The 22,600-nt window shown below is 69.7% G+C and carries 28 protein-coding genes and 4 tRNA genes; 22 read left to right on the top strand and 10 right to left on the bottom strand.

Annotated elements, in window-relative coordinates:
- Positions 1–166: 166 nt before the first annotated feature.
- The 5 genes from ACWD11_RS03085 to ACWD11_RS03065 form a co-directional block, all read right to left on the bottom strand.
- A complete protein-coding gene (locus tag ACWD11_RS03085) occupies positions 167–409 on the bottom strand; it encodes a hypothetical protein (protein WP_451280893.1) in 243 nt (80 codons plus the stop codon).
- A gap of 200 nt (positions 410–609) precedes the next feature.
- Positions 610–1,701 (bottom strand): AAA family ATPase, encoded by a 1,092-nt coding sequence (locus ACWD11_RS03080; RefSeq protein WP_451280891.1) that lies wholly within the window; start codon positions 1,699–1,701, stop codon positions 610–612.
- A gap of 2 nt (positions 1,702–1,703) precedes the next feature.
- On the bottom strand, positions 1,704–2,141 hold the full coding sequence (locus tag ACWD11_RS03075) for a DUF2742 domain-containing protein (protein WP_451280889.1): 438 nt from the start codon (positions 2,139–2,141) through the stop codon (positions 1,704–1,706).
- Positions 2,141–2,755 (bottom strand): hypothetical protein, encoded by a 615-nt coding sequence (locus ACWD11_RS03070; RefSeq protein ID WP_451280887.1) that lies wholly within the window; start codon positions 2,753–2,755, stop codon positions 2,141–2,143. Before ACWD11_RS03070 ends, ACWD11_RS03075 begins: the two co-directional genes overlap by 1 nt.
- A 125-nt stretch (positions 2,756–2,880) precedes the next feature.
- Positions 2,881–3,084 (bottom strand): helix-turn-helix transcriptional regulator, encoded by a 204-nt coding sequence (locus ACWD11_RS03065; protein ID WP_451280885.1) that lies wholly within the window; start codon positions 3,082–3,084, stop codon positions 2,881–2,883.
- A 166-nt stretch (positions 3,085–3,250) separates the two neighbouring features.
- On the opposite strand from ACWD11_RS03065, the gene ACWD11_RS03060 reads away from it, so the two are divergent.
- Complete coding sequence (locus ACWD11_RS03060; RefSeq protein ID WP_451280884.1) at positions 3,251–3,883, top strand: helix-turn-helix domain-containing protein; 633 nt, start codon at positions 3,251–3,253, stop codon at positions 3,881–3,883.
- Positions 3,876–5,234, top strand: coding sequence for a tyrosine-type recombinase/integrase (locus tag ACWD11_RS03055; RefSeq protein WP_451280883.1), 1,359 nt, complete (start codon positions 3,876–3,878; stop codon positions 5,232–5,234). The genes ACWD11_RS03060 and ACWD11_RS03055 overlap by 8 nt, the downstream gene beginning before the upstream one ends.
- 19 nt (positions 5,235–5,253) lie before the next feature.
- Here ACWD11_RS03055 and ACWD11_RS03050 read toward each other — a convergent pair whose 3' ends face one another.
- A complete protein-coding gene (locus ACWD11_RS03050; protein WP_389415448.1) occupies positions 5,254–5,742 on the bottom strand; it encodes a YajQ family cyclic di-GMP-binding protein in 489 nt (162 codons plus the stop codon).
- A 224-nt stretch (positions 5,743–5,966) separates the two neighbouring features.
- On the opposite strand from ACWD11_RS03050, the gene ACWD11_RS03045 reads away from it, so the two are divergent.
- Both ACWD11_RS03045 and ACWD11_RS03040 read left to right on the top strand, forming a co-directional pair.
- Positions 5,967–6,048: transfer RNA gene (locus tag ACWD11_RS03045), tRNA-Tyr, on the top strand.
- Positions 6,049–6,135: 87 nt separating this feature from the next.
- Positions 6,136–6,348: a hypothetical protein gene (locus ACWD11_RS03040; RefSeq protein WP_250070935.1), complete on the top strand. Its 213-nt coding sequence runs from the start codon at positions 6,136–6,138 to the stop codon at positions 6,346–6,348.
- Positions 6,349–6,361: 13 nt separating this feature from the next.
- On the opposite strand, the gene ACWD11_RS03035 is transcribed toward ACWD11_RS03040, so the two are convergent.
- Positions 6,362–7,018, bottom strand: coding sequence for an SDR family oxidoreductase (locus tag ACWD11_RS03035; protein WP_451280880.1), 657 nt, complete (start codon positions 7,016–7,018; stop codon positions 6,362–6,364).
- Between the two features lie 220 nt (positions 7,019–7,238).
- Positions 7,239–8,513 (bottom strand): amidohydrolase family protein, encoded by a 1,275-nt coding sequence (locus ACWD11_RS03030; protein WP_451280878.1) that lies wholly within the window; start codon positions 8,511–8,513, stop codon positions 7,239–7,241.
- Between the two features lie 271 nt (positions 8,514–8,784).
- On the opposite strand from ACWD11_RS03030, the gene ACWD11_RS03025 reads away from it, so the two are divergent.
- The 10 genes from ACWD11_RS03025 to ACWD11_RS02980 all read left to right on the top strand — a co-directional run bounded on the left by ACWD11_RS03025 (position 8,785) and on the right by ACWD11_RS02980 (position 14,787).
- Positions 8,785–8,857: transfer RNA gene (locus ACWD11_RS03025), tRNA-Thr, on the top strand.
- Between the two features lie 46 nt (positions 8,858–8,903).
- Positions 8,904–8,976, top strand: a tRNA-Met gene (locus tag ACWD11_RS03020).
- Positions 8,977–9,063: 87 nt separating this feature from the next.
- Positions 9,064–9,228, top strand: coding sequence for a 50S ribosomal protein L33 (rpmG, locus tag ACWD11_RS03015; protein WP_003948671.1), 165 nt, complete (start codon positions 9,064–9,066; stop codon positions 9,226–9,228).
- Between the two features lie 125 nt (positions 9,229–9,353).
- Positions 9,354–9,806, top strand: a complete 453-nt coding sequence (locus ACWD11_RS03010) for an FAS1-like dehydratase domain-containing protein (RefSeq protein WP_389415445.1) — start codon at positions 9,354–9,356, stop codon at positions 9,804–9,806.
- Positions 9,807–9,814: 8 nt separating this feature from the next.
- Positions 9,815–10,243, top strand: coding sequence for a MaoC family dehydratase (locus ACWD11_RS03005; RefSeq protein ID WP_389415642.1), 429 nt, complete (start codon positions 9,815–9,817; stop codon positions 10,241–10,243).
- Between the two features lie 151 nt (positions 10,244–10,394).
- A complete protein-coding gene (locus ACWD11_RS03000; RefSeq protein WP_451280876.1) occupies positions 10,395–10,964 on the top strand; it encodes a TetR/AcrR family transcriptional regulator in 570 nt (189 codons plus the stop codon).
- A 93-nt stretch (positions 10,965–11,057) separates the two neighbouring features.
- Positions 11,058–12,494, top strand: a complete 1,437-nt coding sequence (locus ACWD11_RS02995) for an MFS transporter (RefSeq protein ID WP_389415443.1) — start codon at positions 11,058–11,060, stop codon at positions 12,492–12,494.
- A gap of 10 nt (positions 12,495–12,504) precedes the next feature.
- Positions 12,505–12,885 (top strand): DUF3291 domain-containing protein, encoded by a 381-nt coding sequence (locus ACWD11_RS02990; protein WP_389415442.1) that lies wholly within the window; start codon positions 12,505–12,507, stop codon positions 12,883–12,885.
- Positions 12,886–12,888: 3 nt separating this feature from the next.
- A complete protein-coding gene (locus ACWD11_RS02985) occupies positions 12,889–14,007 on the top strand; it encodes a UDP-N-acetylmuramate dehydrogenase (RefSeq protein WP_389415641.1) in 1,119 nt (372 codons plus the stop codon).
- 87 nt (positions 14,008–14,094) lie between these two features.
- Positions 14,095–14,787 carry a hypothetical protein gene (locus tag ACWD11_RS02980; RefSeq protein ID WP_389415441.1) on the top strand — a complete coding sequence of 231 codons (693 nt, stop codon included), beginning with the start codon at positions 14,095–14,097 and terminating at the stop codon, positions 14,785–14,787.
- Here the strand turns inward: ACWD11_RS02980 and ACWD11_RS02975 are convergent.
- Positions 14,732–15,772: an adenosine deaminase gene (locus tag ACWD11_RS02975; RefSeq protein WP_389415440.1), complete on the bottom strand. Its 1,041-nt coding sequence runs from the start codon at positions 15,770–15,772 to the stop codon at positions 14,732–14,734. The two genes, ACWD11_RS02980 and ACWD11_RS02975, sit on opposite strands and share 56 nt — an antisense overlap.
- Positions 15,773–15,903: 131 nt before the next feature.
- Positions 15,904–17,127 (bottom strand): pyridoxal phosphate-dependent aminotransferase, encoded by a 1,224-nt coding sequence (locus ACWD11_RS02970; RefSeq protein ID WP_389415439.1) that lies wholly within the window; start codon positions 17,125–17,127, stop codon positions 15,904–15,906.
- A gap of 251 nt (positions 17,128–17,378) precedes the next feature.
- On the opposite strand from ACWD11_RS02970, the gene ACWD11_RS02965 reads away from it, so the two are divergent.
- From ACWD11_RS02965 to rplL, 8 genes are all read left to right on the top strand, one after another.
- A tRNA-Trp gene (locus ACWD11_RS02965) sits at positions 17,379–17,451 on the top strand.
- A gap of 108 nt (positions 17,452–17,559) precedes the next feature.
- Complete coding sequence (secE, locus tag ACWD11_RS02960; protein WP_389415438.1) at positions 17,560–17,844, top strand: preprotein translocase subunit SecE; 285 nt, start codon at positions 17,560–17,562, stop codon at positions 17,842–17,844.
- 81 nt (positions 17,845–17,925) lie between these two features.
- Complete coding sequence (gene nusG, locus ACWD11_RS02955; RefSeq protein WP_451280873.1) at positions 17,926–18,774, top strand: transcription termination/antitermination protein NusG; 849 nt, start codon at positions 17,926–17,928, stop codon at positions 18,772–18,774.
- Positions 18,775–18,933: 159 nt separating this feature from the next.
- Complete coding sequence (rplK, locus tag ACWD11_RS02950; protein ID WP_250070948.1) at positions 18,934–19,368, top strand: 50S ribosomal protein L11; 435 nt, start codon at positions 18,934–18,936, stop codon at positions 19,366–19,368.
- A gap of 81 nt (positions 19,369–19,449) precedes the next feature.
- Positions 19,450–20,175 (top strand): 50S ribosomal protein L1, encoded by a 726-nt coding sequence (rplA, locus tag ACWD11_RS02945; RefSeq protein ID WP_389415436.1) that lies wholly within the window; start codon positions 19,450–19,452, stop codon positions 20,173–20,175.
- 156 nt (positions 20,176–20,331) lie between these two features.
- Positions 20,332–21,192: a DUF1396 domain-containing protein gene (locus ACWD11_RS02940; RefSeq protein WP_451280871.1), complete on the top strand. Its 861-nt coding sequence runs from the start codon at positions 20,332–20,334 to the stop codon at positions 21,190–21,192.
- Between the two features lie 280 nt (positions 21,193–21,472).
- The gene (gene rplJ / locus ACWD11_RS02935) at positions 21,473–22,003 is read left to right on the top strand and encodes a 50S ribosomal protein L10 (protein ID WP_389415434.1); all 531 of its coding nucleotides are present in this window, start codon (positions 21,473–21,475) and stop codon (positions 22,001–22,003) included.
- A gap of 121 nt (positions 22,004–22,124) precedes the next feature.
- Positions 22,125–22,511 carry a 50S ribosomal protein L7/L12 gene (gene rplL, locus ACWD11_RS02930; RefSeq protein WP_389415640.1) on the top strand — a complete coding sequence of 129 codons (387 nt, stop codon included), beginning with the start codon at positions 22,125–22,127 and terminating at the stop codon, positions 22,509–22,511.
- The last annotated feature ends 89 nt before the right edge of the window (positions 22,512–22,600 follow it).

The raw sequence follows: 22,600 nt of genomic DNA, 5'->3' as shown, positions 1-22,600 counted from the left end.
TCCCGTTTGGCGGCCTGGTTGCGGAGCTTCTGGGCGTGGCGTCTGGCGAGTCCTCGGCGTCGTGCTGCGGCGAGGTCGTCGCGGCGCTTCTTGGCGGCCTGGACGCGAATTCGGGCGGCTGCGATGCGGGCCTGTACCTGCTGCTCGACGTGGGACGTGGGCTCGGTCATGAGGGCCTCGGCTTGAAGGTGTCGGGGATGCGGGTGAGGGCGCGGGCGACGTCCGGGGCCGACGGGAGGACGCCGGTGAGGACGGGGCATCCGTCGTCGTGGTGCACGGCGATGTGGTGAATGCCGGCGTCGTCGGTGGTGAGGCTGGTCTCGCTGTTGCAGTGGCCGCACTGGTAGGTGGCGGCGATGGCTTCGGCGTGGACGGTGCCGATGAGGTAGTCGGTGCGGGTGGGTTCCATGGGGTGTCCTTTCGGGCCTGTCCCGGACGTCCCACGCTTCCCACCCCTATAGGGGGGTGGGAGATCGTGGGGGTAGGGGCCGTGGGAGTGCATGGCAGTCTGCGTGGGGCTGTGACCTGTGCTGTTGTGTTGCGCGTGGGCTTGTGTGGGGGGTGCGTGGGGGTCCACGCCCGTAGGGGTGCGTGGGGTGCGCGTGGGGGTTAGGCCCTGGCTGGGTAGTGCCGTGCGGGGTTGCCCGGAGTGCCTTCGACGCGGGTCAGATGACCCTGGTCGACGAGCTTTCGGAGACGGCGCCGGGCCTTCTCCTTCTGCGCCTCGGTCGGCTTCTTGGTCTCGAAGATCGCTTCTGCTGCGGTTGCCGCGATGAGCCCGTGGGTTCCTGCGGCACGCGCCAGCTCCAGGAGGTCCGCGGAGTGCTGGATGGCGGTGGTGCCGGCGTCGTGGTCGTGGACCAGGTGGAAGGGGCCGACCTCGTCCATGGGTTGTTTCAGGTGGCGGAAGGAGATGAGGGGGTCGCCTGCCTCGCCCCACAGCAGGACCACGGAGCCCGCGCCCGAGGTGATCCAGGTCGACCCGTAGATGTCGGCCATGGTGTTAGGCACGGCGCCATTCGGCCCTCGCTTGGTCATGTGGTGTGATTCGAAGACCTGCACGCCCTCGGCGAGAGCCTTCTGGCGGGCCCGGTTGTACCCGGCGCCGACGGCGTCGTCTGAGAGGCCGATGGCGGCGTCCTTGATGCTGTCGATGACGACCGTGTCGGCCTTCGCCCGCTCGCACATCGCGGCGAGGATGTCGGTCCGCTTCGCGAAGTCGTACGGCGGCGGCCCCTCCCACACCGTCAGGTGCTCGTTCAGGTACGCCGGATCGTCCTTGCCGAAGATGCGAGCGCCCGCCCTGCGGGTCTGCGAGGGCCGGTCCATCGCCAGCAGCAGAACCCGCTTGCCCGGCCGCACGGGGAAGCCCAAGACGCCGTCCTGGAGCCCGAGACGGGCCCGGATGATCTGGTGGGCCAGTGTCGTCTTGCCGACGCCCTGCGGGGCCGCGACGAGCAGCGCCTCGCCCTCGGCCCACAGCACTTCGCTGCCCTGCCCCCAGATGGCGGGAGGGGTGTCGGGGACGTCGTGGAAGAACGAGCCGCCAGCCTTGAAGGACGTGATGCCCTCTTGGCTCGGCTCCGCTTCGGTGACGTGCTGTTCGTCCTCGGCCCACAGCGGGCCAAGAACGGCCTCCGCCGCCGGGTCGCGCACGAGCGGAGCCCGTACGTGCAGCGGCGGCGGAGGCGCGTCGTACATGGTCACTCGTTCCCCTGGTAGGTCAGGTACTCGCCGGGGCGGCCCGGGATCTGGACCGGCGGCCAACCGGGTGTAGCTGCGAGCTGGTGCGGCGGGCGGGTGCGCATGATGTGCGGTCGCGCGAGTCGCTCGTCGGCTGCGGCCTGTCTGGTCGCAACGGCCTGCTCACGCGCGTCGGCGTAGCGGCGTTCCTCGGCCATGCGGTGCAGCTCGGCGGCTTCGAGGGTGGCGACATAGACGCGCGGGTCCTGCGGGTTGAGCTGGAGCCACGGGAGGGTGCCGTACGTCGGCCACGTTTCCCTGCTGCCGAGTAGGGCGGTGGCCTGCGCACAGGCCCGGAGGTGCGTGATCTCGCCAGCGGTGGCGTTGTCGGGCACAGCCCGCAGAGCGGGCCCCCGCCCCGTGAAGGGGCGAGGGCTGTCCGCCTGCTGCTCGCTCATCAGCCGCAGTCCTCGTCGGCGTGCAGGTTCAGCAGCGAGCGCATCGCGGCCAGCGTCCCGGCACGGTCCGGGCTCTGGGCCAAGGCGACCTCGATCGCCCGAGCGGCCAGGGAGAACGCGGCGGCCGAGGTCTGCTCCGACTCGGTCTCCGTGAACGGGGTCTTCCCGGGCTCCAGCGCGATCGCGAAGCGCCGGCGGAGGGCCAGCAGTCCGATCACCCACAGCACGGCGTCGCTGAGCAGCTCGTCGGTCTCCGGCAGCCCGAGGTCCGGCCACAAGCCCGTGCCCTGGAAGCTGATCCGAGGCTCTTCGTCGTCCCACGAGCTGAGCTGAACGGCGGCGATGCCGTGGCCATCGGCGTCCTGGAGGTATCGGCCGTTGAACTGGTACTGGCGGCTGGTGTGGTGGTGCTCGCGCGGGTCGGCGTGGTCCTCGGGGGTGCCGGTGCACCAGTCGATGCCGTCCGGGCAGGGGCGGTGCTCGGGGTGCTCGCGGGCGGTCTCGGCGGCGACCTGAACGGTGCGCGCCCTGGTGTCCTCGGCGGCCTGGACGACGAACGGCAGGTGACCGTTCGTGCCGAGGCTGACGGGCGGGATCATGGTGTGGTGCTGCATACTGGCGTCATCCGTTCTGGTTGGAGCCCCGGTCGCTGGCGAGCGAATGAGCCGGGGCTCTGGCGTTTCTGGGATCGGATAGGCCCCCGGCGTACAGGTGTTGGCGCACCTGCTGGGGGCCGCTTTCATGCGGCGATGGTCTGGGCGTCGAGCCACTTCTCGACGTCGGACCAGCGGGCCCGAAGGTGCCGGCCGACCTTGATGAACTTCGGGCCGCCGCCGCGGCTGGACCACTGGTAGACCGTGCCGAGCGGGACGCCGCAGTACTCGGCGATCTGCTCAGGCGTCGCCAGAGGGCGGCGCGGTTCAGGCAGAGAAGTCGATCGCATCCGTGATCATCCTCATTCCGAGCTGCAAGGCAGCGGGCGATCATCGTTCGTGGGGTGGTCCCACGAACCGTGCCTCTAGAGTGAGGCGTGTCGATCGTGGTGTCAACCCACGAACACCAAGTCGTGTGTGTTGTGAACCCACGGCAACTGTGGGAGCCTGGCCGACATGCAGACAGAGAGCGATGGGCCGCCGCTTTCCGTAGGTGCGGTCGTGGGGGAGAACCTCAGAAGCCTGCGCAAAGCGCGTCGCTGGACCCAGGACGCGGCAGCAGCGCAGCTATCCACTCGCGGACTCACCTGGAAGCGAGCGCACATCGCGGACCTGGAGAGCGGGCGCCGGGAAACGCTCGATCTCGGCGCGTTGATCGTTCTCGGGGAGGCTCTCGACGTGCCGTTGCGTGAACTGTTCACAGGGGACGGTGACGTCCTGCTGACGCCGCGGTCTGACTTCCCCGAGCACGCCATCACGGTGACTCGTGAGCAGCTGCGGACCTGGCTGAATGGCGAGAAGGCGCAGGTTCGCATTGACGGCCATGAAGATGTGCGAGCTGCTTTGCACGGCACGCCGGCGCAGGCGGACGCTGCCCTGGCGAAGCGCTTGGGGCTCCCCATCGAGCACGTCATTGCAGCCGCTCGTAGCCGGTGGGGTCACAGCCTCACACAGGAGCGCGACAAGCGTGTCCAACAACTAGGGGACCTGCCCATCGAGGAGCGTCAGGCCCGACAAGGGCACATCACGCGCGACCTCAGCGTCGATCTTTCGGCTTGGATCGCGGAGGGGGACGACGGGGATGGCTAGCGTCTACGACCGGTGGCACCTCTCCCGACCGAAGAAGGGCGCCGAGCCCTGCGCCGAGCACTCCAGCAAGACCCGCGTCCTGGTGCCCAGCGCGGACCATGGCAAGGGGAAGCGGTGGCAGGTCCGTTGGCGTGACGCGGCCGGAGAGCAGCAGAAGGAGAACTTCGCCAGGCGAAGCCAGGCCGACACCCGCGCGGCCACGATCGAGGCGGACCTTGCCCGCGGCCTGTACGTCGACCCGGCGGCCGGCAAGGAGAGCTTCCGCGCGGTCGCAGAGCGCTGGCGGACCTCGGCGGTACACCGCAGCGGCACGGCCTCGCGCGTCGAGCGGGCCCTACGGCTGCACATATACCCGACTTTCGGCGACCGGCCGATCGTCTCTATTCGCCCGTCCGAGGTGCAGGCCTGGGTCAAGGACCGGTCACAGGCCCTCGCCCCGTCCACGCTGCGGATCACCTTCGCTTACCTCGTCACCGTGATGCACACCGCCGTGCGAGACCGGACCATCGCCATCAACCCGTGCGCCGGCATCAAGCTGCCCGAGGTCCGGCGCCCCGAGATCGTGCCTCTGCACAGGGACGCGGTGCGCGCCCTGATCGAGGCAGCCCCGCCCCGGTACCGGGCGATGATCCTCCTGGCCGTGGCCTCCGGGCTGCGGCAGGGCGAGGTCTTCGGCCTGGAGGTCGGCTGCATCGACTTCCTGCGGCGGGAGGTGACGGTGCGGCAGCAGCTGATCGTGCCGGACAGGGACGCGGACGCCAACGAGGGCGAGACGCCCGAGCCGTACCTCGGCGAGCCGAAGACCCACGAGAGCTACCGCACGGTGCCCCTGGTCGGTCTGGCGGTCGACGCCCTGGCGGCGCACCTCCAGCAGTACCCGGCCGCCGTGGTGGACATCGAGGACCGGACGGACCCGCGCAAGCCTCGGCGCCGGAAGGCGCACATGCTGTTCACGACCGACCGCGCCGACGTCATTAAGCGTGCCAGCTGGTCACACGTGTGGACGCGGATGGAGGAACGGGCGAACGAGGCCCTGAGCAAGGCCTACGCCGAGGCGTACGCGGTGTGGGTACAGCGCGGCCGGCCGGAGGGCCAGGAGCCCGCGCCCGTGCGGGTACCGGATGGGGCGAGCATGCACGACCTGCGGCACTTCTACGCCTCGGCGCTGATCAAGAACCGCGAGAGCGTGAAGACGGTGCAGCGGCGACTCGGCCATTCGAAGCCGTCGATCACGCTCGACATCTACACCCACCTTTGGCCGGACGACGAGGACACAACGCGGGCGGCCGTCGAGGCGGTCCTCGGCGATGTGCCCGCGTTGTGCCCTCCAGCTAGCTCGATTTCCGGATAGTGCAGGTCAGCGGCTCAGCTCACCGGTAGTTCACGAACTGGAGCGCGAAGTCGAAGTCCTTGCCCTTGAGCAGCGCGATGACGGTCTGAAGGTCGTCGCGGCTCTTGGAGCTGACGCGCAGCTCCTCGCCCTGGACCTGGGCCTTCACACCCTTCGGGCCCTCATCACGGATGATCTTCGCGACCTTCTTGGCGTTCTCCTGGGAGATGCCCTCCTCGATCGTGGCGAAGATCTTGTACTCCTTGCCGGAGAGCTGCGGCTCGCCCGCGTCCAGCGCCTTCAGCGAGATGCCACGCTTGATCAGCTTGGACTGGAAGACGTCGAGGACTGCCTTCACCCGGTCCTCGGAGTTCGCCTCCATGAGGATCTTGTCGCCGGACCACGAGATCGAGGCGCCCACGCCCTTGAAGTCGTAGCGCTGCGAGATCTCCTTGGCGGTCTGGTTGAGGGCGTTGTCGACCTCCTGCCGCTCGACCTTCGAGACGATGTCGAAACTGGAGTCGGCCATGTGCTGTGGCTCCTTGTATCGGGGTCCGTGTCGGTGCGTATCGGCGTACGTGGGGGCGACCGCCGAGCCCGGTGTGCAACCCGGGCCGCATCCGGATAAGCCTAGCCATCCCCGGTCCCCGGGGCGGAGATCAATCGGGTGGCGGACCACCCCTCGGCATCGGGTATTGTTTACGTCGTTGCCGGGGAACGCAGCCGAAAGGCAGTTCGAAGGACAACAACCCCGGCGGTGTGCCCGAGCGGCCAAAGGGAGCAGACTGTAAATCTGCCGGCTCAGCCTTCCCAGGTTCGAATCCTGGCGCCGCCACTTCGGGGAAGACCCCCTCAGCACTGTGGAAACACAGAGCTGAGGGGGTCTCTTCGTGTGCGGCCGTTCCCCGGGCAGACTGGCCCCATGACCACTCGACGCAGAAGGTGCCCCGAGTGCCGTCGGGAGATCGCCGTGGTTGCCGGGCGGTTCGCGCGGCACGATCCGCCCGGTGCGCGGAGCAGCGGGGAACTCGTCTCGTGCGCCGGTTCTCGGCGGCCCGCGGAACTCGGCGCCGCGCAACCGTCGTTGGACGGGTACGTCGTGCCCGAGTTCCCCGGTCAGCTGCCGCTGTTCTGAGGGCTCGGCGGTCTCAGTTGCCCGCCACCGACTTCACCGCCACCGACACCGGAGCCGAGCCGCTGACCAGCTCCAGGGTCAGCCCGGCCGTGGCCGGGGTGTCGATCAGCTCCGCCAGTACGGCGGCCACGTCGTCGCGCGGGATCGGGCCGCGGCCCGTGTGGGCCTCCAGGCGGACCAGGCCCGTGCCGGCGTCGTCCGTCAGCGCGCCGGGGCGCAGGATCGTCCAGTCCAGTGCGGTCAGGCCGCGCACGTACTCGTCCGCCTCGCCCTTCGCCCGCAGGTACACGTCGAAGATCTCGCTGCCCTCGTGCTGAGGGTCGGCACCCATGGACGACACGATCACGTACCGGCGCACACCCGCCCGCACCGCCGCGTCCGCGAACAGGATCGCCGCGTCCTTGTCCACTGTCTCCTTGCGGGCCGATCCGCTGCCCGGCCCTGCGCCCGCAGCGAAGACCGCCGCGTCCGCCCCCTGCAGATGTGCCGCGACCTCCTCCACCGTCGCCGACTCCAGGTCCAGCAGCACCGGTTCGGCACCCGCCTCCCGCAGATCGTCGCCCTGTTCGGCGCGGCGGATGATGCCCGCGACCTCGTCCCCGCGCGCGGAGAGCAGCCGCTCCAGCCGCAGCGCGATCTGACCATGACCTCCAGCGATGACTGTGCGCATGTCTTCGACCGTACGCCCGGGCGGCTGCATCCGCCGCATGAGTCCCCAGAGCGCGGCCCGACCGGCACCGCCCCGGAACCGCACCCGCCCCGACGTGGGCCCCACGCCTCACCCCGACGCCGCTCAGCGCCACTTACCCAGCGCGACAAGCCCTGCGCTCCGCGCACACAGGCCCCGACGATGCCACCCCGCCCACCCTCGAAACCCGGCCCCCACCGCCTCAGGAAACCTCCCCCCGCCCCTGCCGGGGCAACCCCAACTCCACCGCCGCCGCGGAGTTGCAGTACTCCCGCACCGCGCTCGTCCGCGCCACCACGCGCCCCCGATGCACCACGATCCGGCTGTACGCCAGCGACAACGCCCCCGCCAGCCGATCCCCCCGCACCGCCAATAGGTCCGCCGGAAAGCCCGCTTCGACCCGGACCTCGGGCAGACCCAGAACCGTCCGCGCCCCTGAACTCACCGTGTCGTAGGCGTCCTCGGGGCTCAGCCCGTAGCGGGACGCCAGCAGATACGCCGCCTCCAAAGGGTCACCGCGGCCCACCGGGTTGGACACGTCCCGCAGCGCCCCGCTCCCCGCGGCCACCCGCACCCCGGCCGCGCGCAGCAGCCGTACCGGCGCCGTCCCGCGCTGCTCCACGCCGCCGCAGCCGCCCTGCGGCAGGCACACCACCGTCACGCCGGCCGCGGCGAGTTGGTCCGCCGTCCGGGCCGCCGCGTCGGCCGGGAGGCGCCCCAGGCCGCCGCACGGGCCGAGCGTCACGCCGGGGCGCAGGCCGCCCGCCATGGCCGCCAGCCGGGACAGCCGCGCCGGGTCGTCGGCGTCCGTGTGCAGGTCGACCGGGCAGCCGTGCTCGGAGGCCAGTTCCAGGACCGCCTCCACGTACCCCGTCGGATCGGGATCCAGATCCGGACAGCCGCCCACCACCGACGCGCCCATCTTCAGCGCGTCCCGCAGCATCGCCAGCCCGTCCGCCCCGGCCACGCCGGTCAGCAGCCGCGGCATCGCCACCGCGGTCAGCTCGGTGAGCCCGCGCAGCGAGCGCCGGGCGCGCAGGACGGCGGACAGCGCGCCGAGCCCCGGGACGTCGCCCACCCGCACGTGGGCCCGCACCGCGGTCGCGCCGTGGCCGAGCTGCAGCAGAGCCGCCTCCGTGACCCGGCGCTGGACGTCCTGGGGGTCGTAGGAGACCGGGCCGTCCGCGTCGGCGGAGAGGGCGGTGTCGCCGTGGGCGTGCGGATCGGCGGGGGCCGGCAGGAGCAGGTAGCCGGTGAGGTCCACCCGCGAGCCGCACGCGCGCGTGCCGCTCGCCGCCAGGCTTCCCGCCGTGCCCACCGCCTCGATGCGACCACCGCCCAGCCGGACGTCCACGGTCCGGCCGTCGGCGAGCCGTGCCCCGCAGAGCAGCAGGGCGGCCGGATCGGACGGACCGGACGACCCCGGGGACGACGACGAGGACGACGAATGATGCGGCTGGGGCTGGCTGTCGGGCATCGCGCTCCAGGTGCTCGCTGCTCGGGCTGCGCGGCGGACTGCGCGGGGACGCAAGATCACGCAGAGTGCGTCGAGCCTAGGACGGTGATCCGCTCGCGGCCGGGAGGAGCGCAATAGTCGTACCGGTGTGGTCCGCCGTGCGGGAGCTGGGGCGATGGCCTACGGCGGGGGCGGCCGAGGCGCCTGGGAAGCGCGCCGGAACAGGGTGCCGAGGGCGCCGCGAAACGGATTTGGGTGAACGGCTGCCGAGCGTGTAATGTCTTCATCGCTCGCCCCAATAGCTCAGTCGGTAGAGCGTCTCCATGGTAAGGAGAAGGTCTACGGTTCGATTCCGTATTGGGGCTCTGGTGTGAGAGGTTCCCGTCGCAAGGCGGGAACTGATCGCATCACAGCGGTGTAGCTCAGTCGGTAGAGCAAGCGGCTCATAATCGCTGTGTCACCGGTTCAAGTCCGGTCACCGCTACTGACAGTAGCCGATTGCGGGGTCGGTCCTTCGATCGGCTACTCTTGCTTGCGTTAATGTCCTATCCGTTCGTCAAGGAGCACTCACGTGGCTGCCACCGACGTCCGCCCGAAGATCACGCTGGCCTGCGTGGAGTGCAAGGAGCGGAACTACATCACCAAGAAGAACCGGCGTAACAACCCGGACCGTCTTGAGATGAAGAAGCACTGCCCGCGTTGCAATGCGCACACCGCGCACCGCGAAACGCGATAAATCAGGCTCGTACACGAGGCCGTCCCCGCACTCCGGGGGCGGCCTCGTGTCGTTTCGTCGGCCGGTCGACGGCCGGTTCGCAGATCCCGGGAAACCACACGCTGACTCCAGGAGGTGCCGAGCCCATGGCGCTCGACCAGTCCTTCGTCGGGCGGACCTATCCGCCCACCGACCCCTACGAGGTCGGCCGCGAGAAGATCCGTGAGTTCGCGGAGGCGGTGGGGGACGCCAATCCGGCGTACACCGACCCGGAAGCCGCCAAGGCGCTCGGCCACCCCGATGTGATCGCCCCGCCCACCTTCGTGTTCGCCATCACCTTCAAGGCGGCCGGAGAGGTCATCGCCGACCCCCAGCTCGGCCTCGACTACAGCCGGGTGGTGCACGGCGACCAGAAGTTCGCCTACGCCCGCCCGGTCCGGGCCGGCGACCGGCTCACGGTCACCTCGACCATCGAGGCGATCAAGTCCCTCGCCGGCAACGACATCCTGGACGTCCGCGGTGAGGTCCACGACGAGGCGGGCGAGCACGTCGTGACCGCCTGGACGAAGCTGGTCGCCCGCGCGGCCGAGGAGGCGTGAGCAATCCCATGACGGCGAAGATTTCGTACGCCGACGTCGAGGTCGGCACCGAGCTGCCCGCGCAGACGTTCCCCGTGACCCGTGCCGCGCTCGTCCAGTACGCGGGCGCCTCGGGCGACTTCAACCCGATCCACTGGAACGAGAAGTTCGCCAAGGAGGTCGGGCTGCCGGACGTCATCGCGCACGGCATGTTCACCATGGCCGAGGCGATCCGCGTGGTGACGGACTGGACCGGTGACCCGGGCGCGGTCGTCGAGTACGGCGTCCGCTTCACCAAGCCCGTCGTGGTCCCCAACGACGACCAGGGCGCCACGATCGAGGTCAGCGGCAAGGTCGCGGCCAAGCTCGACGACAACACCGTCCGCGTGGACCTGACGGCGACCAGCGCGGGCCAGAAGGTGCTCGGCATGTCCAGAGCGGTCGTACGACTGGCCTGACGGCACGCGCGCTGGGGGTGAGGTAAGGGGCGTTCTCCATGGTGGGGCGCCCCTTACGGCGTTGCGGCCCCCTACCGGCCCCAACGGGTGGGGGGTTGGCCCGGTTCCCTCGCCCTTGACTCAGTTAGTGATTGAGTACTAACTTACCGGCATGGTCAGGATGAGCGCAGAAGAGAGGCGCGAGAGCGTCATCCGTGCCGCGATGGGCGAGTTCGCCCGCACCGGTTATCACGGGACGTCGACCGAGACGATCGCCAAGCGGGTCGGTGTCTCGCAGCCGTATCTCTTCCGGCTCTTCCCGGGCAAGAAGGCGATCTTCCTGGCGGCGGCGGAGCGGTGTCTGGATGACTCCATCCGCACCTTCTCGGAAGCGTCCGAGGGGCTGGAGGGCGAGGAGGCCCTGCATGCCATGGCGGACGCGTACACCAAGGTCATCGCGGAGCATCCTGAGCAGCTGCTCATGCAGATGCAGATGTACGTCGCCGTGGCGGCCGCCGAGCGGGAGGGCGAGCTGGAGCTCGGCGCCGCGGTGCGCGAGGGCTGGATGCGGCTGTGGGACACCGTCCATCTGCCGCTGGGCGCCGACGTCAAGGAGACGACGACCTTCATGGCGTACGGGATGCTCGTCAACTGCCTGGTCGCCATGGGATTCCCGCCCGAGCACCGGGTGTGGGAAGGGCTCTACCCGGCCGCCCGTACCAAGGGGCGGCTCGAACACTGACGCCAGGGAGAGGCGTTTCCGGCGCCTTTTCATGATCGTAAAAGTTAGTCATCAATAACTAACCATGCCGCGTGAGCACCCTCTGGGGGAGAGATGTCACAGCAGACCGCACCTCGCGGAGGGCCCGTCTGGGCTCTCGTCATCACCAGCGTCGCCGGATTCATGGCGGCCCTCGACAACCTCGTCGTCACCACCGCGCTGCCCTCCATCCGCGAAGACCTCGGCGGGGGGCTGCACGACCTGGAGTGGACGGTGAGCGCGTACACCCTCACCTTCGCCGTCCTGCTGATGTTCGGCGCGGCGCTCGGCGACCGGTTCGGCCGCCGCCGGCTCTTCCTCGTCGGCATCACGATCTTCACCGCCGCCTCCGCCGGCGCGGCCATGGCCCCCGGCATCGATTCCCTGATCGCCGCCCGCGCGGTGCAGGGCGTCGGCGCGGCGATCATGATGCCGCTGACGCTGACCCTGCTGACGGCCGCCGTGCCCGCCGCCAAGCGCGGGATGGCGTTCGGGATATGGGGAGCCGTCAACGGCCTCGCCGTGGCCTCCGGGCCGCTCATCGGCGGCAGCCTCACCGAACACATCTCCTGGCAGTGGATCTTCTGGCTGAACGTTCCGCTGGGCCTGATCCTGCTCCCGCTCGCCCGCCTCCGCCTCGCCGAGTCGCACGGCACCGGCGCCGCCCTCGACCTCCCCGGCACCCTCCTCGCCAGCGGTGGCCTCTTCGGCATCGTCTACGGCCTGGTCCGCGGCCCCGCCGACGGCTGGACCGCGCCCTCGGTCCTGACCGCCCTGTTCGCCGGAGGGGCGCTGCTCGCCGGGTTCGTCCTCTACAGCACCCGCGCCAAGAACCCCATGCTCCCGATGCGGCTGTTCCGCTCCCGCGCCTTCTCCGGGATCAACGCCGCCAGCATGCTGATGTTCCTCGGCATGTTCGGCTCGATCTTCCTGCTCAGCCAGTACATGCAGGGCGTGCTCGGCTACTCGCCCACCGAGGCCGGCCTGCGGATGCTGCCCTGGACCGGCATGCCGATGCTGGTCGCGCCGATCGCCGGCATCCTCTCCGACCGGATCGGCGGCCGCCCCGTCGTCGCCACCGGCCTCTTCCTCCAGGCCGCGGGCCTCGGCTACCTGGCCTGGGTCATCACCGCGGACGCCTCCTACGGCATCCAGCTGCCCGGTCTGATCATCAGCGGTATCGGCATGGCCCTGTTCTTCGCACCCGCCTCCGCCCTCGTCATGTCCAGCGTCCGGGCCGGCGAGCAGGGCATCGCCTCCGGCGCCAACAACGCCCTGCGCGAGGTCGGCGGCGCGCTCGGCATCGCCATCATGTCGTCGATCTTCGCGGCCCAAGGCGGCTACGAGACCGGACAGACCTTCGTCGACGGACTGAAGCCCGCCCTGGTAACCGGCGCCGCGCTGGTGGCCCTCGCCGGTGTCGCCGCCCTGATCATCCCCGGCCGGAGGCACACCGAGCCCGCCGGGACCCCGGACACCCCCGCCCCCGTGCTCGAGACCGCCGGACGCTGAGGAGAACGTCATGCCCACTCTTCCCTGGACCGCTCCGCACACCCCTGAGCACGGCGCCGAGGTGCACGTCTTCGCCTCCCGCTTCGAGACCCGCACCCTCGCGGGCGCGCTGAAGTTCTTCCTGCGCACCCCGGGCGTGTGGCGCCAGGTCAGCCGCGCCCCCGGCGCCTACGGGGCCACCCTCAGGGCGCAGCCCCTGCGGCGGACCTTCTGGACCCTGTCCGCCTGGGAGTCGCCCCAGGCCCTGAAGACCTTCGCCCGCTCCGGCCCGCACGCCCCGGCCTCCCGGGACCTGGCCCCCCTGATGCGGGACGCGAAGTTCGTCACCTGGACGGTGCGCGGCGACGAACTCCCGCTCGACTGGTCCGAGGCGATCCGCCGGCTGGGCTGAGTCCTGGACGACGTAACGGAGCGGCCCCGCCCGGACCGGTGGGGCCGTTCTCGTACCCTTGAGCGCGTGCAGGAACTCCACGACGCCCCCCTCGCCCCGCTGACCACCTTCCGCCTGGGCGGACCCGCCACCCGGCTGATCACCGCCACCACCGACGCCGAGGTGATCGCCGCCGTCCGCGAGGCCGACGCCGCGGGCACCCCCCTGCTGGTCATCGGCGGTGGTTCCAACCTGGTCATCGGCGACAAGGGCTTCGCGGGCACCGCCCTCGCCATCGCCACCCGGGGCGTCGAGCTCGACGGCACCCGCCTGGAACTGGCCGCAGGCGAGGTGTGGACCGACGCCGTCGCCCGCACCGTCGAGGCCGGACTCGCCGGCGTCGAATGCCTGGCCGGCATCCCCGGCTCGGCGGGTGCGACCCCGATCCAGAACGTCGGCGCGTACGGCCAGGAGGTCTCCGCCACGATCACCGAGGTCGCCGCCTACGACCGCCACCACGGCGAGACCGTCACGCTGACCAACGAGGAGTGCGCCTTCTCCTACCGCCACAGCCGCTTCAAGGCCGACCCCGAGCGGTACGTCGTCCTGCGCGTCCGCTTCGCCCTGGAGGACGCGGACGGACTGTCCGGGCCGATCAAGTACGCCGAGACCGCCCGCGCCCTCGGCGTCGAGCCCGGCGACCGGGTGCCGCTCGCCGACGCCCGCGAGACCGTCCTGAAGCTGCGGGCCGGAAAGGGCATGGTCCTCGACCCCGAGGATCACGACACCTGGTCCGCCGGATCCTTCTTCACCAACCCGATCCTCACCGACGAACAGTTCGCGGCCTTCCACGCACGCGTGCACGAGCGGCTCGGCGACACGGTGGAGCCCCCGGCCTACCCGGCGGGGGAGGGGCACACCAAGACCTCCGCCGCCTGGCTGATCGACAAGGCGGGCTTCACCAAGGGCTACGGAAGCGGGCCCGCCCGCATCTCCACCAAGCACACGCTCGCCCTCACCAACCGGGGCACGGCGACCACCGAGGACCTGCTCGCACTCGCCCGCGAGGTCGTCGCCGGAGTCCGCGAGGCCTTCGGAATCACCCTGGTCAACGAGCCGGTGACGGTCGGCGTCAGCCTGTAGAGCCTGTAAGCGCGGCTCTTTCGCGGCCCAATCTCCGTTGCGGGAGAGGGCGGGCAGCCCCGACCCTGGGGCCATGAGGCATCGCGCATGCGGCTGAGGCTGACCGAGTTCAGGCCGCGGACCGGACCCCACGCACACCGCGTGGTCCAGCCCCGGACCACCCTGCGGCACACCTCACTGACGGCGCCCGACCCCATCGGCCTGCTGCTCGGCGACCACGACGGACTCAGCCGGCTGGCGGGCCTGTTCTCCTTCGCCGCCTGCTCCCGGCACACCATCGTCCACATCCCGCTGCGCGACGGCGTCCCGCCCGACGAAGGCTGGGGCGAGCGGGTCGACCTCGTCCTGGCCCACCACACCCTCGGACTGCGCCCCAGCCAGTGGCCCGTACTCCGCCGCAAGCTGCGCGGGGGCACTCCCCTGACCGCCCGCACCGACGAGGCGCGCACCGCCCGGGACGCGCGGACCTGGCAGGCCCGGCGGGACCGCGACGAGCTGCGCCACACCACGCACGCCCGTACGTTCTTCCTGTTCGGCAGCCGGGACGTGTTCGCCGACACCGCCGTCGGCTTCGCCCACGCCGCAGGCTTCGGGCCGCACCACAAGCGGGTCGCTCAAGGGCACTCGGCGCTGATGACGGGACTGCCGCTGGCCCAGCCGCCCGGCGGCGGGCACCCCTACGAGGTCCTGATCTGCTTCAAGCCGTATCCGCCGTACGCCCACTTCAGGCGACCGGGCGAGTCAGCCACTCGTCCACCCCGGCCAGCAGCCGCGCCTTGACGTCCTCCGGCGCCGCCGACGCCCGTACCGACTGCCGGGCCAGCTCCGCCAGTTCCGCGTCCGTGAAGGCGTGGTGCCGGCGGGCGATCTCGTACTGCGCCGCCAGCCGCGAACCGAACAGCAGCGGGTCGTCCGCGCCCAGCGCCATCGGCACCCCGGCCTCGAACAACGTGCGCAGCGGCACGTCCGCCGGCTTCTCGTACACGCCCAGGGCCACGTTCGACGCCGGGCACACCTCGCACGTCACACCCCGGTCCGCCAGCCGCTTCAGCAGCCGCGGATCGTCCGCCGCACGCACCCCGTGGCCGATCCGGTGCGCGTCCAGGTCGTCCAGACAGTCACGCACCGACGCCGGGCCCGCCAGCTCACCGCCATGCGGAGCGGACAGCAGACCGCCCTCCCGCGCGATGGCGAACGCGCGGTCGAAGTCCCGCGCCATGCCCCGGCGCTCGTCGTTGGACAGCCCGAAGCCGACCACACCCCGGTCCGCGTACCGCACCGCCAGCCGCGCCAGCGTCCGCGCGTCCAGCGGATGCTTCATCCGGTTCGCCGCCACCACGACCCGCATCCCCAGGCCCGTCTCCCGCGACGTCGTCTCCACCGCGTCCAGGATGACCTCCAGAGCGGGGATCAGCCCGCCCAGACGAGGCGCGTACGAGGTCGGGTCCACCTGGATCTCCAGCCAGCCCGAGCCGTCCCGCACATCCTCCTCCGCGGCCTCCCGCACCAGCCGCTGGATGTCCTCCGGCTCCCGCAGACACGAACGCGCCGCGTCGTACAGCCGCTGGAAACGGAACCAGCCCCGCTCGTCCGTCGCCCGCAGGCTCGGCGGCTCCCCGCTCGTCAGGGCCTCCGTCAGCGCGTCGGGCAGCCGCACGCCGTGCTTGTCGGCCAGTTCCAGAACGGTGGCGGGGCGCATCGAACCGGTGAAGTGCAGGTGCAGATGGGCCTTCGGCAGCTGAGAGAGATCACGTACACGCTCCATCCCAGGATCCTGCCGCACGTCCGGGCCGCCCCGGTAGCGCTTTCCCCGTACGTGGTCTTGCTCGCACAAAGGAAGCACAAAGGAACAGGGCACCCGGGAAGCCCCAGGTGCCCTGCCCGCAGCGGTCTCGGCTACTTCGCCTCCGCCAGCAGCTTCTGGATCCGCGAGACACCCTCGACGAGATCCTCGTCGCCCAGCGCGTACGACAGCCGCAGATAGCCCGGCGTGCCGAAGGCCTCACCCGGGACGACCGCCACCTCGGCCTCCTCCAGGATCAGCTCGGCCAGCTCCACGCTGCTGCGCGGACGCTTGCCGCGGATCTCCTTGCCCAGCAGGCCCTTCACCGACGGGTACGCGTAGAAGGCGCCCTCGGGCTCCGGGCAGACCACGCCGTCGATCTCATTGAGCATCCGCACGATCGTCTTGCGGCGCCGGTCGAACGCCTCGCGCATCGTGGCGACGGCGTCCAGGTCACCGGCGACGGCGGCCAGCGCCGCGACCTGGGCGACGTTGGAGACGTTCGATGTGGCGTGCGACTGGAGGTTCGTCGCCGCCTTCACCACGTCCTTCGGGCCGATGATCCAGCCCACCCGCCAGCCCGTCATCGCGTACGTCTTGGCGACACCGTTGACCACGACGCACTTGTCCCGCAGCTCCGGCAGGATCCCGGGCAGCGAGGTGAAGGTCGCGTCGCCGTAGACCAGGTGCTCGTAGATCTCGTCCGTCATCACCCACAGGCCGTGCTCCACGGCCCAGCGGCCGATCGCCTCGGCGTCCGCGGCGCTGTAGACCGCGCCGGTGGGGTTGGAGGGGGAGACGAACAGGACGACCTTCGTCCGCTCCGTACGGGCCGCCTCCAGCTGCTCGACGGAGACGCGGTAGCCGGTCGTCTCGTCCGCGACGACCTCCACCGGGACACCGCCGGCCAGCCGGATCGACTCCGGGTACGTCGTCCAGTACGGCGCCGGGACGATCACCTCGTCGCCCGGGTCCAGGATCGCGGCGAAGGCCTCGTAGATGGCCTGCTTGCCGCCGTTGGTGACGAGGATCTGCGAGGCCTCGGGCTCGTAGCCGGAGTCCCGCAGCGTCTTCGCGGCGATCGCGGCCTTCAGCTCGGGCAGACCGCCGGCCGGGGTGTAGCGGTGGTACTTCGGGTTCTTGCACGCCTCGATGGCGGCCTCGACGATGTAGTCCGGGGTCGGGAAGTCGGGCTCACCGGCGCCGAAGCCGATCACCGGACGCCCGGCGGCCTTGAGAGCCTTGGCCTTGGCGTCCACGGCGAGGGTGGCGGACTCGGAGATCGCGCCGACTCGGGCGGAGACCCGGCGGTCGGTGGGAGGGGTTGCAGCGCTCATGGAGCCCATCGTTTCAGACCGGAAACTGCTCCGGCACGCGGGTTTCACGGACTGAACAACAGCTGAACAACCGTCCGGATCCGCCGCGCACGCTGGGCGATCTTCCATCTCCCCGGCTCCCACGGGGCACTTTCTGTTCGACGAGGCGCTTGAGAACACGTACACTCTCTCCTCGTTGGCCTCCAGCAGCCCGCACTCGTACGGTGCACACCGAGCACCCGTGTGGATGCGGTACGTTGGGGAACACACAAAGGGTCGTAGCTCAATTGGTAGAGCACTGGTCTCCAAAACCAGCGGTTGGGGGTTCAAGTCCCTCCGGCCCTGCTACACACACCTTCGCCAGGATGTGTGCGCAGGTACGTACAGCAATGCACCGCCGTGCGGCTCAGACCGGGCGCGGCACGGCCACGACCCGGAATCAGGTGAGGACGAGTGACGGACGCCGTGGGCTCCATCGACATGCCTGATGCCGAGGACGAGGCGCCGGATTCCCGGAAGACCCGCAAGGGCGGAAAGCGCGCCAAGAAGGGTCCGCTGAAGCGTCTTGCCCTCTTCTACCGCCAGATCGTCGCCGAGCTGCGCAAGGTCGTCTGGCCGTCGCGCAGCCAGCTGACGACCTACACGACCGTGGTGATTGTCTTCGTCGTCATCATGATCGGCCTGGTGACCGTGATTGACTATGGGCTCGACCACGCCGCCAAGTACATCTTCGGCTGAGCACAGAGCGAAGGGCGCCGCGGTTACCGGCGCCCCTTTTCGCATGTACCACCCCTATGTATCCAGGAAGAAGCAGCCACCGTGTCTGACCAGAACCTGAACGACGCCATCGAGCCCGACGAGACTGTCGAAGACGAGCTCGACATCGTCGAGGGCGCGGACGAGGACCTGGACGAGGTCGAGGCTGCCGACGCCGAGGCCGGCGAGCCCGCGGAGGAAGCGGCCCTCCACGTCGAGGACGAGGCCGAAGAGGCCGAGGACGAGACCGAGATCGAGGCCGCAGCCGAAGCCGAGGAAGAGCCGGCCGAGCCGGCCGACCCCGTCGCCGCCCTGCGCGAAGAGCTGCGGACCCTGCCCGGCGAGTGGTACGTCATCCACACCTACGCCGGTTACGAGAACCGCGTGAAGACCAACCTGGAGCAGCGCGCCGTCTCGCTGAACGTCGAGGACTACATCTTCCAGGCCGAAGTGCCGCAGGAAGAGGTCGTCCAGATCAAGAACGGCGACCGCAAGACGATCAAGCAGAACAAGCTCCCGGGTTACGTCCTGGTCCGCATGGACCTCACGAACGAGTCCTGGGGCGTCGTCCGCAACACGCCCGGCGTCACCGGCTTCGTGGGCAACGCCTACGACCCGTACCCGCTGACCCTGGACGAGATCGTCAAGATGCTCGCCCCCGAGGCCGAGGAGAAGGCAGCCCGCGAGGCCGCCGAGGCCGAGGGCAAGCCGGCGCCGCAGCGCAAGGTCGAGGTCCAGGTGCTGGACTTCGAGGTCGGCGACTCGGTCACCGTCACCGACGGCCCCTTCGCCACCCTCCAGGCCACGATCAACGAGATCAACGCCGACTCCAAGAAGGTCAAGGGTCTGGTGGAGATCTTCGGTCGCGAGACCCCGGTCGAGCTGTCGTTCGACCAGATCCAGAAGAACTAGATCTCACGCTTCCGAGCAGGTCAGGCGAACGCTCATGTGGGCGCCTGACCTGCTCGGTTTTTGGCCGCGCATCTATACCCGTTATCGTTGTGCGGTATGCCTTCATCCGGGACGCGACCCGGGTGGCGGCACACCCGATTCGAAAGGACCCGGAGAGCTATGCCTCCCAAGAAGAAGAAGGTCACGGGGCTCATCAAGCTCCAGATCCAGGCCGGTGCCGCCAACCCGGCTCCGCCGGTCGGCCCCGCGCTGGGTCAGCACGGCGTCAACATCATGGAGTTCTGCAAGGCCTACAACGCCGCGACCGAGTCGCAGCGTGGCTGGGTCATCCCGGTGGAGATCACGGTCTACGAGGACCGCTCCTTCACCTTCGTGACCAAGACGCCGCCGGCCGCCAAGATGATCCTCAAGGCCGCGGGCGTGGAGAAGGGCTCCGGCGAGCCGCACAAGACCAAGGTCGCCAAGATCACCCAGGCGCAGGTCCGCGAGATCGCCGAGACCAAGATGCCCGACCTCAACGCCAACGACCTGGACGCCGCGTCGAAGATCATCGCCGGCACCGCCCGTTCCATGGGCATCACGGTCGAGGGCTGAGCCCCAACCTCGTAGACCAGCAGTAGTGGCAGGGCCTGCTCGGCCCGGACCACGACTCCTAAGAAAACCCCAGGAGCAGTAGTGAGCAAGCGCAGCAAGTCTCTCCGCGCTGCGGACGCCAAGATCGACCGGGAGAAGCTCTACGCCCCGCTCGAGGCCGTCCGTCTCGCCAAGGAGACCTCCACGACCAAGTTCGACGGCACCGTCGAGGTCGCCTTCCGTCTGGGTGTCGACCCGCGCAAGGCCGACCAGATGGTCCGTGGCACCGTGAACCTCCCGCACGGCACCGGTAAGACCGCCCGGGTCCTGGTCTTCGCGACCGGTGACCGTGCCGAGGCCGCTCGTGCCGCGGGCGCCGACATCGTCGGCGCCGACGAGCTCATCGACGAGGTGTCGAAGGGCCGTCTGGACTTCGACGCCGTCGTCGCCACCCCGGACCTCATGGGCAAGGTCGGCCGCCTCGGCCGCGTGCTCGGTCCGCGTGGTCTGATGCCGAACCCGAAGACCGGCACCGTCACCCCCGATGTCACCAAGGCTGTCAACGACATCAAGGGTGGCAAGATCGAGTTCCGCGTCGACAAGCACTCGAACCTGCACTTCATCATCGGCAAGACGTCGTTCGACGACAGCAAGCTGGTGGAGAACTACGGCGCGGCCCTGGAGGAGATCCTCCGTCTGAAGCCGTCCGCCGCCAAGGGTCGCTACATCAAGAAGGCCGCCATCACCACCACGATCGGCCCCGGCATTCCGGTCGACCCCAACCGCACCCGCAACCTCCTCGTCGAGGAGGACCCGGCCGCGGTCTGAGCCATCGAGGCTCGCTGAAGTCGGCTACGGGCCCCGCACCTTCCCAGGTGCGGGGCCCGTTCCTGTTCCGGCGCAATTCAAGCGACCGCTCGCACCGCCATCGGTTAGGCTCACCGCTTCGCTGTGAATCGCTCATGTGTTCCTTGGGGGGAATCGATGACGGGGCCTTCTGTACGACGTTCCGCGCGCGCTCGGACGATCGGTGCCGGGCTCGCCGCCGTGGCCCTCGCCGCCGGCGCGGTGAGCTGCGGCAAGGGCGAGGAGTCGCCGAAGATGTCGCCCGCGGCGGCCGTGGCCAAGGCCGCCAAGAACTCCGACGACATCACCTCGCTGCGGTACCGCATGACGGGCGAGGTGCCGGAGCAGGGGCGGGTCAAGGCCGAGGCCTCCATGCGCATGAAGCCCACCCTGGCCATGAGCATGAAGATCACCGCCCTTGACGAGGGGGCGGACGGCTCCGCCGAGATCCGGCTCGTCGACAAGGCCATGTACATCGGCGGGAACGCCGAGATGGCCAAGGAGATGGACGGCAAGGCCTGGATGAAGCTGGACATGTCCGCGCTCGGCGAGGACGCGCTCGGCGGAGGGGGAAACCCCGCCGCCGGCCGGGCCGAGCAGAACCCCGCGGCCGACTCCACGTTCCTCACCGGCGCCAAGGACGTGCGGGAGATCGGCACCGAGAAGGTCGATGGCGTCGAGACGACCCACTACCGGGGCACCGTCACCCTCGACGCGCTCCGCGACTCGCTCAAGGACGAGGACAAGGCCACGCGCGAGAAGCGTGAGAAGAGCATCGAGCAGTACGCGGACATGGGCGTCGACAAGCTCACGATGGACATGTGGGTCGACGGCGAGGACCACACCAAGCAGTTCCGGATGAAGGGCGCCGCCAACAAGGGCCCGCTCGATCTGACCATCACCTTCCTCGACTACAACGAGCCGGTGACCGTGCAGGCCCCGCCCGCCGAGGACACCGTCGACCTGGCCGAGATGATGAAGGACCTCGGCGAGAGCTGAGCGCCGTATGACCGGATTTGCTTCACGGCGATCCGGTCACGTACTCTCTTCCAGAAGCCAAAGACCGCTGGTCGTTGCCGTGCGCTCGTTCGAGGGCGCGGTGGCCGAAGGATCCGCTGAACTGCGGACGACCCGCGCAGGTGATTGTGGAAGTTGCTCCCGCATGGATCTTCATGACGGTCGAGTCACGCCCCGAGCGCCTGCGCCGGGGCGTTTCGTTTTCCCCAGTCCTCCTTCGGGTCCGCGCGGTCCGAATCACCCGGAAGGAGGCCGAGGCTCTATGGCGAGGCCCGACAAGGCTGCCGCGGTTGCCGAGCTGACGGACAAGTTCCGCAGCTCCAACGCCGCCGTGCTGACCGAGTACCGCGGTCTCACCGTGGCGCAGCTCAAGACGCTGCGTCGTTCGCTCGGTGAGAACGCCCAGTACGCCGTGGTGAAGAACACGCTGACCAAGATTGCGGCCAACGAGGCCGGGATCACGCTGGACGACCAGCTCTTCGCTGGTCCGACTGCTGTCGCCTTCGTCACCGGTGACCCGGTGGAGTCGGCGAAGGGTCTTCGTGACTTCGCCAAGGACAACCCGAATCTCATCATCAAGGGCGGTGTCCTTGACGGCAAGGCGCTGTCCGCCGATGAGATCAAGAAGCTTGCGGACCTCGAGTCCCGCGAGGTTCTGCTCTCCAAGCTGGCGGGTGCCATGAAGGGCAAGCAGTCCCAGGCTGCCGCGCTCTTCCAGGCGCTCCCGTCGAAGCTCGTCCGCACCGTGGACGCGCTTCGCGCCAAGCAGGACGAGCAGGGCGGTGCCGAGTAATTCGGCTCGCATCATGATCGCCGCCTGAGGCCTCCGGCCACGGGCAACGGTCGTAGCGGGCCGAACGTACGCCCGCCAGTCATGTACATCCGGCACCTGCCGAATTAGTGGAAGGAAAGCCATCATGGCTCTCACCCAGGAAGAACTGCTCGCCGAGTTCGAGGGCATGACCCTGATCCAGCTCTCCGAGTTCGTGAAGGCGTTCGAGGAGAAGTTCGACGTCACCGCCGCGGCCCCGGTCGCCGTTGCCGCCGCCGGCGCCCCGGGTGCCCCGGCCGCCGCCGTCGAGGAGGAGAAGGACGAGTTCGACGTCATCCTCACCGGTGCGGGCGACAAGAAGATCCAGGTCATCAAGGTCGTGCGTGAGCTGACCTCGCTCGGCCTGAAGGAGGCCAAGGACCTCGTGGACGGCGCCCCGAAGCCCGTCCTCGAGAAGGTCGCCAAGGACGCCGCCGAGAAGGCCGCCGAGTCCCTCAAGGGCGCCGGCGCCTCCGTCGAGGTCAAGTAACACCTCACCGGATCCGTACGGATCCGAGCGAGCTGATTGCGGTCCGGCAGGGCTGTAACGCGAGCGCACCGAAGAGCGATCATCCATCC

It is taken from the genome of Streptomyces sp. NPDC002776 (genome assembly GCF_053592195.1).
Note: the sequence above shows the minus strand (reverse complement) of the source record. Positions and strands in the feature narration are given on the sequence as shown.